At 60.4% G+C, this 16,546-nt stretch carries 19 protein-coding genes; 11 read left to right on the top strand and 8 right to left on the bottom strand.

The annotated features are described in order from the left end of the window. The first annotated feature begins 7 nt into the window (after positions 1–7). From KVG88_RS15300 to KVG88_RS15330, 7 genes are all read left to right on the top strand, one after another. Complete coding sequence (locus KVG88_RS15300) at positions 8–598, top strand: YggT family protein (protein ID WP_150701754.1); 591 nt, start codon at positions 8–10, stop codon at positions 596–598. 182 nt (positions 599–780) lie between these two features. Continuing rightward, the gene (gene metX, locus KVG88_RS15305) at positions 781–1,920 is read left to right on the top strand and encodes a homoserine O-succinyltransferase MetX (protein WP_150701755.1); all 1,140 of its coding nucleotides are present in this window, start codon (positions 781–783) and stop codon (positions 1,918–1,920) included. A gap of 7 nt (positions 1,921–1,927) precedes the next feature. Then, the gene (gene metW / locus KVG88_RS15310) at positions 1,928–2,548 is read left to right on the top strand and encodes a methionine biosynthesis protein MetW (RefSeq protein ID WP_053163314.1); all 621 of its coding nucleotides are present in this window, start codon (positions 1,928–1,930) and stop codon (positions 2,546–2,548) included. A gap of 26 nt (positions 2,549–2,574) precedes the next feature. Then, a complete protein-coding gene (locus tag KVG88_RS15315; protein WP_150701756.1) occupies positions 2,575–3,009 on the top strand; it encodes a DUF4426 domain-containing protein in 435 nt (144 codons plus the stop codon). Further along, positions 3,006–3,602: an RdgB/HAM1 family non-canonical purine NTP pyrophosphatase gene (gene rdgB, locus KVG88_RS15320; protein WP_150701757.1), complete on the top strand. Its 597-nt coding sequence runs from the start codon at positions 3,006–3,008 to the stop codon at positions 3,600–3,602. The genes KVG88_RS15315 and rdgB overlap by 4 nt, the downstream gene beginning before the upstream one ends. An 86-nt stretch (positions 3,603–3,688) precedes the next feature. Then, entirely contained in the window at positions 3,689–4,804 is a 1,116-nt protein-coding gene (gene hemW / locus KVG88_RS15325) for a radical SAM family heme chaperone HemW (protein WP_217872134.1), read from the top strand. Positions 4,805–4,813: 9 nt separating this feature from the next. Then, positions 4,814–5,137: a DUF3392 domain-containing protein gene (locus KVG88_RS15330; protein ID WP_150701759.1), complete on the top strand. Its 324-nt coding sequence runs from the start codon at positions 4,814–4,816 to the stop codon at positions 5,135–5,137. A gap of 131 nt (positions 5,138–5,268) precedes the next feature. Here the strand turns inward: KVG88_RS15330 and trmB are convergent, their stop codons facing one another. The 4 genes from trmB to KVG88_RS15350 all read right to left on the bottom strand — a co-directional run bounded on the left by trmB (position 5,269) and on the right by KVG88_RS15350 (position 7,600). Beyond that, positions 5,269–5,994 (bottom strand): tRNA (guanosine(46)-N7)-methyltransferase TrmB, encoded by a 726-nt coding sequence (trmB, locus tag KVG88_RS15335; protein WP_056726481.1) that lies wholly within the window; start codon positions 5,992–5,994, stop codon positions 5,269–5,271. 9 nt (positions 5,995–6,003) lie between these two features. Next, positions 6,004–6,798 carry a thiazole synthase gene (locus tag KVG88_RS15340; protein WP_150701761.1) on the bottom strand — a complete coding sequence of 265 codons (795 nt, stop codon included), beginning with the start codon at positions 6,796–6,798 and terminating at the stop codon, positions 6,004–6,006. 60 nt (positions 6,799–6,858) lie between these two features. Then, on the bottom strand, positions 6,859–7,059 hold the full coding sequence (gene thiS, locus KVG88_RS15345; RefSeq protein WP_191630460.1) for a sulfur carrier protein ThiS: 201 nt from the start codon (positions 7,057–7,059) through the stop codon (positions 6,859–6,861). A gap of 169 nt (positions 7,060–7,228) precedes the next feature. Beyond that, positions 7,229–7,600 carry a DUF423 domain-containing protein gene (locus KVG88_RS15350; protein WP_150701762.1) on the bottom strand — a complete coding sequence of 124 codons (372 nt, stop codon included), beginning with the start codon at positions 7,598–7,600 and terminating at the stop codon, positions 7,229–7,231. A 74-nt stretch (positions 7,601–7,674) separates the two neighbouring features. On the opposite strand from KVG88_RS15350, the gene mtgA reads away from it, so the two are divergent. Further along, positions 7,675–8,397 (top strand): monofunctional biosynthetic peptidoglycan transglycosylase, encoded by a 723-nt coding sequence (gene mtgA, locus KVG88_RS15355; RefSeq protein ID WP_150701763.1) that lies wholly within the window; start codon positions 7,675–7,677, stop codon positions 8,395–8,397. 149 nt (positions 8,398–8,546) lie between these two features. On the opposite strand, the gene rpoH is transcribed toward mtgA, so the two are convergent. The 4 genes from rpoH to ftsY form a co-directional block, all read right to left on the bottom strand. After that, positions 8,547–9,401: an RNA polymerase sigma factor RpoH gene (gene rpoH, locus KVG88_RS15360; protein WP_007897890.1), complete on the bottom strand. Its 855-nt coding sequence runs from the start codon at positions 9,399–9,401 to the stop codon at positions 8,547–8,549. 113 nt (positions 9,402–9,514) lie between these two features. Continuing rightward, positions 9,515–10,537, bottom strand: a complete 1,023-nt coding sequence (ftsX, locus tag KVG88_RS15365; RefSeq protein ID WP_150701764.1) for a permease-like cell division protein FtsX — start codon at positions 10,535–10,537, stop codon at positions 9,515–9,517. Next, the gene (gene ftsE, locus KVG88_RS15370) at positions 10,534–11,205 is read right to left on the bottom strand and encodes a cell division ATP-binding protein FtsE (protein WP_003229148.1); all 672 of its coding nucleotides are present in this window, start codon (positions 11,203–11,205) and stop codon (positions 10,534–10,536) included. The genes ftsX and ftsE overlap by 4 nt, the downstream gene beginning before the upstream one ends. After that, the gene (ftsY, locus tag KVG88_RS15375; protein WP_217871945.1) at positions 11,202–12,701 is read right to left on the bottom strand and encodes a signal recognition particle-docking protein FtsY; all 1,500 of its coding nucleotides are present in this window, start codon (positions 12,699–12,701) and stop codon (positions 11,202–11,204) included. The genes ftsE and ftsY overlap by 4 nt, the downstream gene beginning before the upstream one ends. Positions 12,702–13,044: 343 nt before the next feature. Here ftsY and KVG88_RS15380 point away from each other — a divergent pair, with 343 nt between their 5' ends. From KVG88_RS15380 to rsmD, 3 genes are read left to right on the top strand one after another with little or no spacing between them, the layout of a single operon-like run. Beyond that, positions 13,045–14,400 carry a M16 family metallopeptidase gene (locus tag KVG88_RS15380; RefSeq protein ID WP_150701766.1) on the top strand — a complete coding sequence of 452 codons (1,356 nt, stop codon included), beginning with the start codon at positions 13,045–13,047 and terminating at the stop codon, positions 14,398–14,400. After that, a complete protein-coding gene (locus tag KVG88_RS15385; RefSeq protein WP_217871946.1) occupies positions 14,393–15,883 on the top strand; it encodes a M16 family metallopeptidase in 1,491 nt (496 codons plus the stop codon). Before KVG88_RS15380 ends, KVG88_RS15385 begins: the two co-directional genes overlap by 8 nt. After that, positions 15,883–16,497, top strand: a complete 615-nt coding sequence (gene rsmD, locus KVG88_RS15390; RefSeq protein WP_217871947.1) for a 16S rRNA (guanine(966)-N(2))-methyltransferase RsmD — start codon at positions 15,883–15,885, stop codon at positions 16,495–16,497. Before KVG88_RS15385 ends, rsmD begins: the two co-directional genes overlap by 1 nt. Positions 16,498–16,546 lie beyond the last annotated feature (49 nt).

The raw sequence follows: 16,546 nt of genomic DNA on the forward strand, positions 1-16,546 counted from the left end.
GCTTTTCATGATTGGATTGAACACCGCAGCGGTCTACGTGCTGCAAACCCTCGGCAGCATGTATCTGCTGATCGTGTTGCTGCGCTTTGTGCTGCAACTGGTACGCGCAAACTTCTACAACCCGCTCTGCCAGTTCGCCGTGAAGGCCACTCAGCCGCTGCTCAAGCCGCTGCGCCGGATCATCCCGAGCATGTTCGGCCTGGACATGTCCTCGCTGGTACTGGCGATCCTCGTGCAACTGGCGCTGATGGCCCTGACCCTGCTGCTGACCTACGGCACCACCGGTAACCCGCTGCAATTGCTGATCTGGTCGCTCATCGGCGTGACGGCGCTGTTCCTGAAGATCTTCTTCTTCGCCCTGATCATCAGCGTGATCCTGTCCTGGGTCGCACCGGGCAGCCGCAACCCTGGCGCCGAACTGGTAAACGACATCTGCGAGCCGGCCCTGGCGCCCTTCCGCAAAATCCTGCCAAACCTTGGCGGCCTCGATCTCTCGCCGATCTTCGCGTTCCTGGCGCTCAAGCTGATCGACATGCTGGTGATCAACAACCTCGCCGCCATGACCATGATGCCGGAAATCCTGCGCATCCTGATCTAACCGCGCCATCGTTCATCGCGAGCAAGCCGGCTCCTACAAGGGTACGCGTTCCCCCTGCAGGAGCCGGCTTGCTGGCGATGGCAGCGCCTCGGTCCAACTGAATGAAATCAGGCCCGACCTTTGCTTGCCGCTAACCCCAGCGGTCTTTAGACTTACGCCTCATTTCAACGAGAGCAGGGTCGATGCCAGCTGCCTTTCCCCCCGATTCTGTTGGTCTGGTGACGCCGCAAATGGCGCACTTCAGCGAACCCCTGGCGTTGGCCTGCGGCCGTTCGCTTCCAGCCTATGACCTGATTTACGAAACCTACGGCACGCTGAACGCTTCGGCGAGCAACGCCGTGCTGATTTGCCACGCCCTCTCCGGCCATCACCATGCCGCCGGCTATCACAGCGCCGACGACCGCAAACCCGGTTGGTGGGACAGCTGCATCGGCCCGGGCAAGCCAATCGACACCAGCAAATTTTTCGTGGTCAGCCTCAACAACCTCGGCGGCTGCAACGGTTCCACAGGCCCGAGCAGCATCAACCCGGAAACCGGCAAGCCGTTCGGCGCCGATTTCCCGGTGCTGACCGTGGAAGACTGGGTGCACAGCCAGGCGCGTCTGGCAGATTTGCTGGGCATCGGCCAATGGGCCGCGGTCATCGGTGGCAGCCTCGGTGGCATGCAGGCCTTGCAATGGACCATCACCTACCCGGATCGCGTGCGCCACTGCCTGGCCATCGCCTCGGCCCCCAAACTGTCGGCGCAGAACATCGCCTTCAACGAAGTGGCGCGCCAGGCGATCCTCACCGACCCCGAGTTCCACGGCGGTTCGTTCCAGGAACAAGGCGTGATCCCCAAGCGCGGGCTGATGCTGGCGCGGATGGTCGGGCACATCACCTACCTGTCCGACGACTCCATGGGCGAGAAATTCGGTCGCGGCCTGAAAAGCGAAAAGCTCAACTACGACTTCCACAGCGTCGAGTTCCAGGTTGAAAGCTATCTGCGTTATCAGGGCGAAGAGTTCTCCGGACGCTTCGATGCCAACACCTATCTGTTGATGACCAAAGCCCTGGACTACTTCGATCCGGCGGCCAACTTCGACGATAATCTGGCAAAAACCTTTGAAAACGCCACGGCCAAGTTCTGCGTGATGTCGTTCACCACCGACTGGCGCTTCTCGCCTGCCCGCTCGCGGGAACTGGTGGACGCGCTGATGGCGGCGCGCAAGGACGTCTGCTATCTGGAGATCGACGCGCCGCAAGGCCACGACGCCTTCCTGATTCCGATCCCGCGCTATTTGCAGGCGTTCGGCAACTACATGAACCGCATTACGTTGTGAGATAGCCATGAGAGCTGATCTGGAAATCATCCAGGAATGGATCCCCGCCGGTAGCCGCGTGCTCGACCTCGGTTGCGGCGATGGCGAGCTGCTGACCTGGCTGCGCGACAACAAGCAAGTCACCGGCTACGGTCTGGAAAACGACGCGGACAACATCGCCGAGTGCGTGGCCAAGGGCATCAACGTCATCGAGCAGGACCTGGACAAGGGCCTGGGCAACTTCGCCAGCAACAGTTTTGATGTCGTGGTCATGACCCAGGCGCTGCAAGCGGTGCATTACCCGGACAAGATCCTCGACGAAATGCTGCGGGTCGGCCGCCAGTGCATCATCACTTTTCCGAACTTCGGTCACTGGCGCTGCCGCTGGTACCTGGCAAGCAAGGGCCGGATGCCGGTCTCCGAATTCCTGCCATACACCTGGTACAACACGCCGAACATCCACTTCTGCACCTTCGCCGACTTTGAAGCCTTGTGCCGCGAACGTGAGGCGAAGGTCATTGATCGGCTTGCCGTGGATCAACAGCATCGGCACGGGTGGGCCAGTAAGCTATGGCCTAATCTGTTAGGTGAGATCGGTATTTACCGCGTCAGCAGTCCGGGGCTTGCAGACCACAAGGTCGCGGTCTGATTCACCCTATTTCGAGGAGAACGATCATGGGTCGTCTAGCGCTGTTATTACTTACTGCCTGCCTGAGCGTCACCGCCATGGCCGCCGACGCCATCAAAGGTGAGCGCAAGGAAACCTTCGGCGACGTCATCGTGCACTACAACACCTTCAACTCCACGTTCCTGACGCCGGACATCGCCAAGTCGGCCGAACTGATCCGCAGCAAGAACCAGGGTGTGATCAACATTTCGGTGATCAAGGACGGCAAACCGCTGATGGCGCAGGTCAGCGGTACGGTCAAAGACCTGACCAGCCAAAGCGTGCCGCTGAACTTCAAGCAAGTCACCGAGCAAGGCGCGATCTACTACATCGCCCAGTACCCGGTGCCCCAGCAGGAAACCCGCACCTTCGACATCAAGGTGCAGACCGGTGACAAAATCAACACCATCAACTTCAACCAAGAGCTTTTCCCCGGCCAATGATCAACTTCACGCAACTCGTATTGGCCAGCCATAACGCCGGCAAACTCAAGGAACTCCAGGCCATGCTTGGCGATTCGGTGCAACTGCGCTCGATCGGCGAATTCTCCAGCATCGAGCCCGAAGAAACCGGCCTGTCGTTCGTTGAAAACGCCATCCTCAAGGCCCGTAATGCAGCGCGCATCTCCGGTTTGCCGGCGCTGGCTGACGATTCCGGGCTGGCGGTGGACTTCCTCGGCGGTGCGCCAGGGATCTACTCAGCGCGTTATGCCGATGGCAAAGGCGATGCGGCGAACAACGCCAAGCTGCTCGACGTGCTGAAGGACGTGCCGGAAGCCGAACGCGGCGCGCAGTTCGTCTGCGTGCTGGCGCTTGTGCGTCACGCCGACGATCCGCTGCCGATTCTCTGCGAAGGCCTGTGGCACGGGCGCATCCTGACCCAGGCCAGCGGTGAACACGGCTTCGGCTACGATCCGCTGTTCTGGGTACCTGAGCGCGATTGCTCCAGCGCCGAGTTGAGCCCTGCGGACAAAAACCAGATCAGCCACCGCGCCCGTGCAATGGATCTGCTGCGCCAGCGTCTGGGCCTGAAATGACCCGTGAATCCACCGCGTCGCCGCTGATCTTCGGCGGCGATGCGCAATCGCCTCGGGCCGCCCTGCCGGTGCTGCCACCCCTGGCTATGTACATCCACATTCCGTGGTGCGTACGCAAATGTCCGTATTGCGACTTCAACTCCCACACCGCCAGCCCTGTGCTCCCGGAAGAAGAGTATGTCGACGCATTACTGGCCGATCTCGATCAAGACCTGCACGCTGTTTATGGCCGCGAGCTGAGCTCGATTTTCTTTGGTGGTGGTACGCCGAGCCTGTTCAGTGCAGCGGCATTGGGACGCCTGCTCAAGGGCGTGGAACAACGTATTCCGTTTGCCCATGACATCGAAATCACCCTGGAAGCCAACCCCGGCACCTTCGAACAAGACAAGTTCGTGGCGTATCGCAAACTGGGGATCAATCGCCTGTCGATTGGCATCCAGAGTTTCCAGCAGGAAAAACTCCAGGCGCTGGGCCGCATTCACAACGGTGACGAAGCCGTACGTGCTGCTGGCATGGCGCGTCAGGCCGGGTTCGACAACTTCAACCTGGACTTGATGCACGGCTTGCCCGATCAATCCCTGGACGATGCCCTGGCCGACCTGCGCACTGCCATCGCCCTGAAACCGACACACCTGTCGTGGTATCAGTTGACCCTGGAACCGAACACCGTGTTCTGGAACCAACCGCCGACGCTGCCCGAAGACGACACGCTGTGGGACATTCAAGAGGCCGGACAAGCGCTGCTGGCTGAACACGGTTACGTGCAATACGAAGTCTCGGCCTATGCCCTGCCCGGTCGCCCGGCGCGGCACAACCTCAACTACTGGAGTTTCGGCGACTTCATCGGCATCGGCGCTGGCGCCCACGGCAAGCTCAGTCATCCGGACGGGCGCATTGTCCGCACGTGGAAGACGCGTTTGCCGAAGGACTATCTGAACCCGGCGAAAAGCTTCAAGGCCGGCGAGAAAGCGCTGGCCAACGATGAGATGCCGTTCGAGTTCCTGATGAACGCGCTGCGCCTGACTGAAGGTGTGGAATCGCGGTTGTACCCGGAACGCACCGGCATGACCCTGGAAAGCCTTGCCGAAGGCCGCCGTGAAGCCGAACAAAGCGGCCTGTTGCAGGTCGAACCGTCACGTCTGGTTGCCACGACGCGCGGACAACTCTTCCTCAACGACTTGCTGCAGAAATTTCTGACATAAGGAAATCGAATGGATTTGGTACTCGACCTGCTTGCCACCGTGTCTCGCTGGAGCCGCAGCAATCTCTCGGAAATCGCCCTGGCTCTGGTGGGTTGCCTGCTGGTGCTGTTTGGTGCGGATTTCAAAGGCTGGGTCGAGCAACGTCTGGGCAGCATCGCCGGCGCCCTGCGCGTGCCGCTGATGGCCCTGCTGTGCATGGTCGGCAGCGGCGCTGCGCTGATCTACGCCACGCCGTGGGTCGTGCGCGGCCTGAGCCAGTTCAACAACTACAGCCTGGCGCCGGTGTTGCTGGTGGTATTGGTGCTGATCGGCGTAGTCGCCGACCGCCGCTGATCTCAGCCACACCTTAAAACAACTGTGGAAGCGGGCTTGCTCGCGATAGCGGTGTGCCAGACAACATTAATGTTGACTGACACGACGCCTTCGCGAGCAAGCCCGCTCCCACAGTGTGTATTGGGTGATGCTTAGGACTGTTTTTCGAACTTCAGATCCCAAACCCCATGCCCAAGACGTTCGCCGCGGCGTTCGAACTTGGTGATCGGCCGCTCGGCCGGGCGCGGTACGCACTTGCCGTCTTCGGCGAGGTTGCGGTAACCCGGCGCAACGTTCATCACTTCCAGCATGTATTCGGCATACGGTTCCCAGTCGGTGGCCATGTGCAGAATGCCGCCGACTTTCAATTTGCTGCGCACCAGTTCAGCGAACGACGCCTGAACAATACGGCGCTTGTGGTGCCGGCTCTTGTGCCACGGGTCCGGGAAAAACAGCATCAGGCGATCAAGGCTGTTATCAGCCACGCAACGGTTGAGCACTTCGATCGCGTCGCAATCGTAGACCCGCAGGTTGGTCAAACCCTGAGTCAACACGCCATTGAGCAGCGCGCCGACACCCGGACGGTGAACCTCGACGCCAATGAAATCCTGATCAGGCGAAGCGGCGGCCATTTCCAGCAGCGAGTGGCCCATGCCGAAACCGATTTCCAGCGAGCGCGGTGCCGAGCGACCGAACACCTGGTCGAAATCCACCGGCGCGTCGGCCAGCGGCAGCACGAACAGCGGAGTGCCCTGCTCCAGGCCCTTTTGCTGGCCTTCGGTCATGCGCCCGGCGCGCATCACGAAACTCTTGATGCGGCGGTGTTGGCGCTCGTCGCCTTCTTCCGTCTGGATAGGCGTGTCGTTCGATTCAGTCATCAATGGCTCTTACTTGATCAGACCATCCAGCGGCGAAGAGGCGCTGGCATAGAGTTTTTTCGGCATACGGCCGGCGAGGTAGGCCAGGCGACCTGCAACGATGGCGTGTTTCATGGCTTCAGCCATCATGACCGGCTGCTGGGCGTGGGCGATAGCCGAGTTCATCAGCACAGCATCACAACCCAGTTCCATGGCGATGGTGGCGTCGGAAGCGGTACCCACACCGGCGTCCACCAGAACCGGGATCTTGGCTTCTTCGAGGATGATCTGCAGGTTGTACGGGTTGCAGATCCCCAGACCGGAACCGATCAGACCGGCCAGCGGCATGACTGCGATGCAGCCGATTTCTGCCAGTTGACGGGCGATGATCGGGTCATCGCTGGTGTAGACCATCACGTCGAAGCCTTCCTTGACCAGCGTTTCGGCGGCCTTGAGGGTTTCGATCACGTTAGGGAACAGGGTTTTCTGGTCGGCCAGCACTTCCAGCTTCACCAGGTTGTGGCCATCGAGCAGCTCACGGGCCAGGCGGCAGGTGCGCACGGCCTCGATCGCGTCATAGCAACCGGCGGTGTTCGGCAGAAAGGTGTAGCGATCCGGCGACAGCACTTCGAGCAGGTTCGGCTCGCCCTCGATCTGACCAAGGTTGGTGCGGCGCACGGCGAAGGTGACGATCTCGGCACCCGAAGCTTCGATGGCGGTGCGGGTTTCTTCCATGTCACGGTACTTGCCGGTACCGACCAGCAAACGCGACTGGTAAGTACGACCGGCCAGGACGAAAGGCTTGTCGCTACGAACGATGCTCATGGGAAATCCTCTGTAGGGGTGAGGTACTTGCAGAATTCTGTGGCCACACGGCCGAGGCTGCTAGCCGCCGCCGATGGCGTGCACGACTTCGACGTTGTCGCCGTCGTTCAAGGTGGTCTCTGCATGCTGACTGCGCGGGACGATATCCAGATTGAGTTCGACCGCCACCCGGCGTCCGGTCAGGTCCAGACGGGTCAGCAGGGCCGCAACGGTTTCACCGTCGGGCAGTTCAAAGGATTCGCCGTTCAACTGAATGCGCATGCGCAACGCCGCCATCATTTTTAGGGGCTGGCATTCTAGCCCGATCAGACTGGGCGACCCAAGCCATTCGTCTTGAAACACGATCCTGTCGGAGCTGCCGAAGGATGCGATCTTTGGACTTTGATTTTTCAAGATCAAAAGATCGCAGCCTGCGGCAGCTCCTACAGGGTCAGGTCAGACGCCAGGCAGCGAGGCCGAGGCAGAACCAGCCGATCAAGAATGCCAGCCCGCCGAAGGGCGTGATGATGCCGAGCTTGCTGACACCGGTCAGGGTCAGCACATACAGGCTGCCGGAGAACAGCAGGATGCCGATGGCAAACGATGCGCCGGCCCATGTCACCAGGCGCCCGGGCATCTGCGTGGCCAGCAACGCGACGCCCAACAGGGCCAAGGTATGCACCAATTGATAGGTGACGCCGGTGTGGAAAATCGCCAGGTACTCGGCGCTCAGTCGGTTTTTCAGGCCATGGGCGGCAAACGCCCCAAGGCCGACACCGGTGAAGCCGAAAAAAGCGGCCAGCATCAGAAAGCCACGCAGCATGAAGAACTCCAGTCAGACTCGATCAACAGGGTCTGTATAATGGCCCGCTCTACGGGTTCGGCCAAGCCATCTCTATGCTGCGTATCTATTTCCGTCGTTTCACCAAGGCCGTGCTCTGGTTCATGGGCGGCAGCGTCTTGTTGGTGCTGATCTTTCGCGTGGTGCCGCCACCGGGAACGGCGCTAATGGTCGAGCGCAAGATCGAATCCTGGATCGACGGCGAGCCCATCGACCTGCAACGCACCTGGAAGCCGTGGGACGAAATCTCTGACGATCTGAAAGTCGCAGTGATTGCCGGTGAAGACCAGAAATTCCCCGAGCACTGGGGCTTTGACGTGAATGCGATCAAGGCCGCCCTGGCTCATAACGAACTGGGTGGCTCGATTCGCGGCGCCAGCACCCTCAGCCAGCAAGTCTCGAAAAACCTGTTCCTGTGGTCCGGCCGCAGCTGGTTACGCAAAGGCCTGGAAGCCTGGTTCACCGGGTTGATTGAAGTGTTCTGGCCCAAACAGCGGATTCTTGAGGTGTACCTCAACAGTGTCGAGTGGGACGACGGCGTGTTTGGTGCCGAGGCTGCAGCCAGGCACCATTTTGGTGTGAGCGCCAAAGGTCTCAGCCGCCAGCAATCGAGCTTGTTGGCGGCCGTTCTGCCCAACCCTCGCGTGTGGAGTGCCAGCCATCCGACCGGTTACGTGGCGCGGCGTGCAGGGTGGATTCGGCGGCAGATGAGTCAGTTGGGTGGGGATAGTTACCTGGTGGGGCTTAATGATTCGCGTCGGGCACCCTGGTCCCAATAACTGAAAAGTCAAAAGATCGCAGCCTTCGGCAGCTCCTACAGAGGTATGCGATCCAATGTAGGAGCTGCCGAAGGCTGCGATCTTTTGATCCAAAAAACAAAAACGCCCCGATCAATGATCGGGGCGTTTTTTATTGCTTTCTCGCCAAGTTATGCGGCGATCGACAACTTGAGCTTGTTCATCGCGCTCTTTTCCAGCTGACGAATTCGCTCGGCAGAAACGTTGTACTTCTGCGCCAGGTCGTGCAGCGTGGCCTTTTCTTCCGCCAGCCAGCGCTGGTAGAGGATGTCACGGCTGCGGTCGTCCAACACTTCCAGCGCTTCGTGCAGGTTGTGGTTGGAGTTGTCGCTCCAGTCGGCATCTTCCAGTTGACGCGCCGGGTCGTACCGGTGGTCTTCCAGATAGTTGGCCGGCGACTGGAAAGCACTGTCGTCGTCGGCTTCAGCCGCCGGGTCGAAGGCCATGTCATGGCCGGTCAGGCGACTTTCCATCTCGCGCACTTCCCGAGGCTCTACACCGAGGCTTTCCGCCACACGATGGACTTCCTCGTTGTTCAACCACGCCAAACGCTTTTTCTGGCTGCGCAGGTTGAAGAACAGTTTGCGCTGGGCCTTGGTGGTCGCGACTTTCACAATGCGCCAGTTGCGCAGGATGAACTCGTGAATTTCCGCCTTGATCCAGTGCACAGCGAACGACACCAGGCGCACGCCCATTTCCGGGTTGAAGCGCTTCACGGCCTTCATCAGGCCAACGTTACCTTCCTGGATCAGGTCAGCCTGAGCCAGACCGTAGCCGGAATAGCTACGGGCAATGTGTACGACAAAACGCAGGTGGGCGAGCACCATCTGCCGAGCCGCCCCCAAATCCTGCTCATAGTAGAGACTCTCGGCCAGTTCACGCTCCTGCTCCGGCGTCAGCAATGGAATGCTGTTGACGGTGTGCACGTAAGCTTCCAGGTTCGCACCCGGAACCAACGCATACGCAGGTTGCAAAGAATTGGTCATACGAAAAAACCTCCCACTTACATACTCGTGCCTCTCGGCACTGCGAAAAATTGACCGGGAAATCAAGTACAAGTTCCCAAACACCGCGAGGTCAATCACGCGCAAAAAAGAATCTACTTCGGCGCCAGCTCCCTGAGATGACGTGCGACTGCAATCCATGCACCGATATAACCCAACAGCACCGCGCCAAGCAAGAGAGACAGACCATCGGCTACCGGTACGCCGGCCAGTGCGAAATCACTGCCATACAAACCGGCCAACCCGACAACCGCGTCATTCAGCCAGTTCAGGCCAAACGCCAACACTCCCCAGGACAGAAGCCCCGCACCAAAGCCATAAAGCGCGCCCATATAAAGGAAGGGCCTGCGCACATAGCTGTCAGTGCCGCCCACGAGTTTAATCACTTCTATCTCTGTGCGGCGGTTTTCAATATGAAGACGAATGGTATTGCCTATCACCAAAAGTAATGCAGAAACCAGAAGCACAGTCAGACCGAAGACAAAACGGTCACCCAGCTTGAGGATGGCTGCCAGACGCTCGACCCAGACTAGATCAAGTTGTGCCTGTTGTACCTTGGGCAGTTCGGAAAGTTTTTGTCTTAATGCTTCAAGTGCCGGCTTGTCGACTTCATTCGGAGTCACCAGGACCACGCCGGGCAGCGGGTTCTCCGGCAGCTCCTTGAGAGCATCGCCCAGACCGGATTGCTGCTGGAACTCTTCCAGCGCTTGATCACGCCCCACGTACTCCGCATCCGCCACGCCGGGCATGCCCTTGATCTGCTCGCGCAGGGACTCACCTTCAGCCGGACTGGCTTCGAGTTGCAGGTACAGGGAAATCTGCGCCGCACGCTGCCAGGAACCGCCCAGACGCTCGACGTTACTGAGCAAAAGGGACAGCCCCATGGGCAAACTCAGGGCTACCGCCATCACCATGCAAGTGAAGAAACTGCCGATCGGCTGTTTACCCAGGCGGCGCAGGCTGTCGAGCAGGCTGGCGCGGTGGCTTTCGATCCAGGCGCGGAACAGCGTGGCGAAGTCCGGGCCGTCATCGTCGTCACGTTTTTTCTTGGTCGGTTGCGGATCGGCAGCTTTGGGAGCCACACGTTCGGAAACCTTCGGGCTGCGTGTCGCACTCATACGCCGGCCTCCCCGTCGCCGATCAATCGACCGCGCTGCAAGGTCAACATGCGGTGACGCATGCGGGCGATCAGGGCCAGGTCGTGACTGGCGATCAGGACGCTGGTGCCGAGGCGGTTGATGTCTTCGAACACGCCCATGATTTCTGCTGCCAGACGCGGGTCGAGGTTACCGGTCGGTTCGTCCGCCAGCAGCAGGGCCGGGCGATGGACGATGGCGCGGGCGATGCCGACGCGCTGTTGCTGCCCGGTGGACAGGTCGCCAGGGTACAAATCGGTCTTGTCCGACAGCGCCACGCGCTCCAGGGCCGAGTCCACGCGCTTGGCGATTTCGGCCTTGGACAAGCCAAGAATCTGCAACGGCAGCGCGACGTTGTTGAATACCGTGCGATCGAACAGGAGTTGGTGATTCTGGAATACCACGCCGATCTGCCGGCGCAGGAAAGGAATCTGCGCGTTGCTGATGGTGCTCAGGTCTTGCCCGGCGAGCAGCAACTTGCCGCTGGTCGGGCGCTCCATCGCCAGCAACAGGCGCAACAGTGTGGATTTACCGGCGCCGGAATGGCCGGTGACAAACAGAAACTCGCCCCGACGGACTCGAAAGCTCAGCTCATGCAAGCCGACGTGACCGTTCGGGTAGCGTTTACCGACCTGTTCGAAACGAATCATGAACGCTCCCGCTCGGCAAACAGTGCCTGGACAAAGGGTTCTGCTTCAAAAGTACGCAAATCGTCGATGCCTTCACCCACGCCGATGTAGCGAATCGGCAGGCCAAACTGCTTGGCCAGGGCGAAAATCACCCCCCCCTTGGCGGTGCCGTCGAGCTTGGTCAGCGCCAGGCCGGTCAGTTCCACAGTCTGGTTGAACTGCTTGGCCTGGTTGATGGCGTTCTGGCCGGTGCCAGCGTCGAGCACCAGCAACACTTCGTGCGGCGCGTCGGCATCGAGCTTGCCGATCACCCGGCGAACCTTTTTCAGCTCTTCCATCAGGTTGTCTTTGGTGTGCAGGCGTCCGGCAGTGTCGGCAATCAGTACATCGATGCCACGGGCCTTGGCGGCCTGCACGGCGTCGAAGATCACCGAAGCCGAGTCGGCGCCAGTGTGCTGGGCGATCACCGGGATCTTGTTGCGCTCACCCCAGACCTGCAATTGCTCGACCGCCGCGGCACGGAAGGTGTCGCCAGCCGCGAGCATGACTTTCTTGCCCTCCAGCTGCAGCTTCTTCGCCAGTTTGCCGATGGTCGTGGTTTTACCCGCGCCATTGACGCCGACCACCAGAATCACGAACGGCTTGTTCTGCGAAACGATTTTCAGGGGTTGCTCGACAGGCTTGAGCATCGCGGCCAGCTCGGCTTGCAGAGACTTGTACAGTGCGTCGGCGTCGGCCAGTTCTTTGCGCGCGACCTTCTGGGTCAGGCGCTGAATGATTACCGAAGTCGCTTCTACACCAACGTCGGCGGTCAACAGGCGGGTTTCGAGGTCATCGAGCAGCTCGTCATCGATGGCTTTCTTGCCCAGGAACAGGCTGGCCATGCCCTCGCCGATACTGGCACTGGTCTTAGACAGGCCTTGCTTGAGGCGGGCGAAGAACCCGGCTTTGGATTCTTCGGTGCGTGCCGGCTCGACCGGGGTTTCAACAACTGGCGCGACGGCAACAGGCTCAATGACTGGTGCAGGCTCGGGCTCGGGCTCGGGCATCTGAACGGCAGGTGCTACCGGCGCAACGAATGCCGGAACGACAGGTTCAGGAGCAGCTTCAACGACCGGCGCGACAACTTGCTCAACCACCGGAGCCGGAACTGGCTCAGGCGCAAAGGCAGTCGGAGCGGGAATCACCGGCGTCACATGCGGCGCCAGTTCATCTTCGACCAGCGCCACCGGCTCTTCCGCCACAGGCAATGTCAGCCATGGCTCGGCGGTCGGGGTCAGCGGCAGTTCGGCGGCTATTTCCGGTTCAGCTTCGACGGCCGGTTGCAGCACCGGCTCGGCGATGGGCAACACAACCGGTGCCGGCGCTTCTTCAATTACCGGCGCAGGTGTTGGCTCAGGCAGTGGTTGTGGCTGTTCGACGACGGGTTCCTGCGGTTTTTTGCGCAGCCATCCGAACAGGCTTTTCTTTTCACCAGCCGCAGCTGGGGTCTTCTTGTCGTCGTTGGAACCAAACATGGAGGACGGCTATCTCACGGTAGCGACGCGCCAACGGGCGCCCCGGCAAATAAATATTCGATGCAGAACAGACTGCGATTGACCCAGCTTGTTCACGCGCAACATTTTGTCGAGGTGCTCATCGGCGCCTCAGGAATCGATTTCTCATTGGACTAAAGCAGCAAAATCGGCGAAAAAGCGGAATCGAGTTGATAAATTCACACCTTCCGTCGCAAACCCATTCAACCTGATCAAGCATAAAGGCCTGATAGGCGTGGCCGCCGCTAAAACGGATCAGTATCCTAGCACCCTCTCGCCCGCCGACGCTAAGACCTAGCGGGCAGCCCCAAAGGTTTAAACACGAATGAATGCTCTAGCCCGCCGCGCCGCAGGCCTGCTGCTCAGCACAGTTTGTCTGCCCCTCTCGGCCCTGGCTGCCGATCCCCAACCGACCCACGAGTTCACCCTCGACAACGGCTTGAAGGTCGTCGTGCGCGAAGATCATCGTGCACCTGTGGTGGTTTCCCAGGTTTGGTACAAGGTTGGCTCCAGCTACGAGACACCGGGTCAGACCGGCCTGTCCCACGCCCTGGAACACATGATGTTCAAGGGCAGCGAGAAAGTCGGCCCTGGCGAAGCGTCGCTGATCCTGCGCGACCTCGGCGCCGAAGAGAACGCCTTCACCAGCGACGATTTCACTGCGTACTACCAGGTGCTGGCCCGTGATCGCCTGGGCGTGGCCTTCGAACTGGAAGCCGACCGCATGGCCAGCCTGCGCCTGCCGCCTGACGAGTTCGCCCGCGAGATCGAAGTCATCAAGGAAGAGCGCCGCCTGCGCACCGACGACAAACCCATGTCCAAGGCTTACGAGCGCTTCAAGGCCATGGCGTACCCGGCCAGCGGCTATCACACGCCGACCATCGGTTGGATGGCCGATCTGGACCGCATGAAAGTCGAAGAGCTGCGGCACTGGTATGAGTCCTGGTACGTACCGAACAACGCCACACTGGTGGTAGTCGGCGACGTGACGCCAGAGGAAGTCAAAACCCTGGCCCAACGCTACTTCGGCCCTATCGCCAAGCGCGCGGTGCCATCGGCAAAAATCCCGTTGGAGCTGGCCGAGCCCGGCGAGCGCCAGATCACCCTGCACGTGAAGACGCAGCTGCCCAGTCTGATGCTGGCTTTCAACGTGCCGAGCATCGCGACTGCTGAAGACAAGCGCTCGGTGAATGCCCTGCGCCTGATTTCCGCGCTGCTCGACGGCGGCTACAGTGCACGCATACCGACACAACTGGAACGCGGCGAAGAGTTGGTGTCCGGCGGCTCATCGAGCTACGACGCCTACACCCGTGGCGACAGCCTGTTCACCCTGTCGGCAACGCCCAACAGCCAGAAAAATAAAACCATCGCCCAAGCAGAAGCCGGTTTGTGGAAGCTGCTCGAACAGCTGAAAACCACCGCGCCGACCACTGAAGAATTGGAACGCGTGCGCGCGCAGGTCATCGCCGGCCTCGTCTACGAGCGTGATTCGATCACCAGCCAGGCCACGGCCATTGGCCAATTGGAAACCGTCGGTTTGTCCTGGAAACTGATGGACACCGAACTCGCCGACCTGGAAAGCGTGACCCCGCAAGACATCCAGAAAGCCGCCAAGCTGTATTTCACCCGCGAACGTCTCAGCGTCGCCCATGTACTGCCGGAGGAGACGACTCATGAGTGAGCGTAAAAAACCGCGCCTGGCTTTGCTGGGCCTGATTGCCGTCGCCCTGATCGGGTCCGCCACGTTCTATTTTTCGAAGACCGGCGAGTCCAACGCCAGTGAAGCACTGGACAAGGCCAAGGCCAGCCAGAAGCTGCAATCGCTGGCCGAACTCAACGGCAAGGCGCCGAGCCATCGCAAGCTCGACGTGCAAACCTGGAACACCGCTGAAGGCGCCAAAGTATTGTTCGTCGAAGCCCGCGAGCTGCCGATGTTCGACATGCGCCTGATCTTCGCCGCCGGCAGCAGCCAGGATGGCGACGCACCCGGCTTGGCGCTGCTGACCAACGCCATGCTTAACGAAGGTGTCGCCGGTAAAGACGTCAGCGCGATTGCCCAGGGCTTCGAAGGCCTGGGCGCCGATTTCGGCAACGGTGCTTACAAAGACATGGCGGTGGCGTCGCTGCGCAGCCTCAGCGCCGCGGACAAGCGTGAACCGGCCTTGAAACTGTTTGCTGAAGTCGTTGGCAAACCCACCTTCCCGGCCGACTCGTTTACCCGCATCAAGAACCAGATGCTCGCCGGTTTCGAGTACCAGAAACAGAACCCCGGCAAACTGGCCAGCCTGGAACTGATGAACCGCTTGTACGGTGATCATCCGTACGCGCACGCCAGCGATGGCACGGCGAAATCCGTTCCAGCGGTGACCCTCGCGCAACTGCGCGCATTCCACGAAAAAGCCTATGCCGCCGGCAACGTGGTAATCGCCCTGGTCGGCGACCTGTCTCGCAACGAGGCCGAAGCCATTGCAGCGCAAGTTTCCAGCGCCCTGCCCAAAGGCCCGGCCCTGCCGAAAATCGCCCCACCGACCGAACCCAAGGCCAGCATCGGCCACATCGAGTTCCCGTCCAAGCAAACCAACCTGATGCTCGCGCAACTGGGTATCGACCGTGACGATCCGGACTACGCTGCACTGTCGATGGGCAATCAGATCCTTGGCGGTGGCGGTTTCGGTACTCGCTTGATGAGCGAAGTGCGCGAAAAACGCGGCCTGGCCTATGGCGTGTATTCGGGTTTCAGCCCGATGCAGGCACGCGGCCCGTTCATGATCAACCTGCAGACTCGCGCTGAAATGAGCGAAGGCACCCTGAAATTGGTGCAGGACGTTCTGGCGGACTACCTTAAAACCGGCCCGACCGAAAAAGAACTCGACGACGCCAAGCGCGAACTGGCCGGCAGTTTCCCGCTGTCCACCGCCAGCAACGCTGATATCGTCGGTCAGTTGGGCGCCATCGGCTTCTATAATCTGCCGTTGAGCCATCTGGAAGACTTCATGCAACAGTCCCAGAACCTGACCGTCGAGCAAGTCAAAGCGGCCATGAACAAACACCTGAGCACGGACAAAATGGTCATCGTCAGCGCTGGCCCGACCGTGCCGCAAAAGCCGTTACCGGCCCCTACTGATAAACCTGCCGAGCAACCGCTCGGGGTTCCGGAGCATTAATGGCCACTTCCCGTCCTAAGAAACCCGTTCACAACGTGCACAACGGCGTGAACCAACTGCGCATCATCGGTGGCGAATGGCGCAGCCGTAAACTGAGCTTCCCCGATGCCCCGGGCCTGCGTCCGACACCGGACCGCGTACGTGAAACCCTGTTCAACTGGCTGGCGCCTTATGTCCCGGGCGCCAAGGTTCTCGATCCATTCACCGGCAGCGGCGCGCTGTTCCTCGAAGCCTTGTCCCGCGGCGCAGCCATGGGTCAGGCGCTGGACGCCAGCAGCCTGGCGGTGTCGAGCCTGAAAGAACACCTGGGCACCCTGCGCTGCACCACGGGCCAGGTGCAGACCGCCGACGCCCTGCGCTACCTGGAAACCCAGACCGCCACGGCTTACGACCTGGTCTTCCTCGACCCGCCGTTCAACCAGAACCTGCTGCCCGCCGTCTGCGCGTTGCTCGAAGAACGCCAATGGCTGGCTGAAGATGCCTGGGTATACACCGAAAGCGAGTCCGCGCCTTCGACCCTGGGGCTACCGGAGAACTGGCGCCTGCACCGGGAGCAGAAATCCGGGCGGGTGTATTATTCGTTGTGGCAGCGTAGTTCAAAACCTTCCGCATAATCAGATTCGGGTGGGCACTCCCCACCCAAACTTTCTGTAAGTGTCGTAA

This window comes from Pseudomonas azerbaijanoccidentalis (assembly GCF_019145495.1).
GTDB lineage: Bacteria > Pseudomonadota > Gammaproteobacteria > Pseudomonadales > Pseudomonadaceae > Aquipseudomonas > Aquipseudomonas azerbaijanoccidentalis.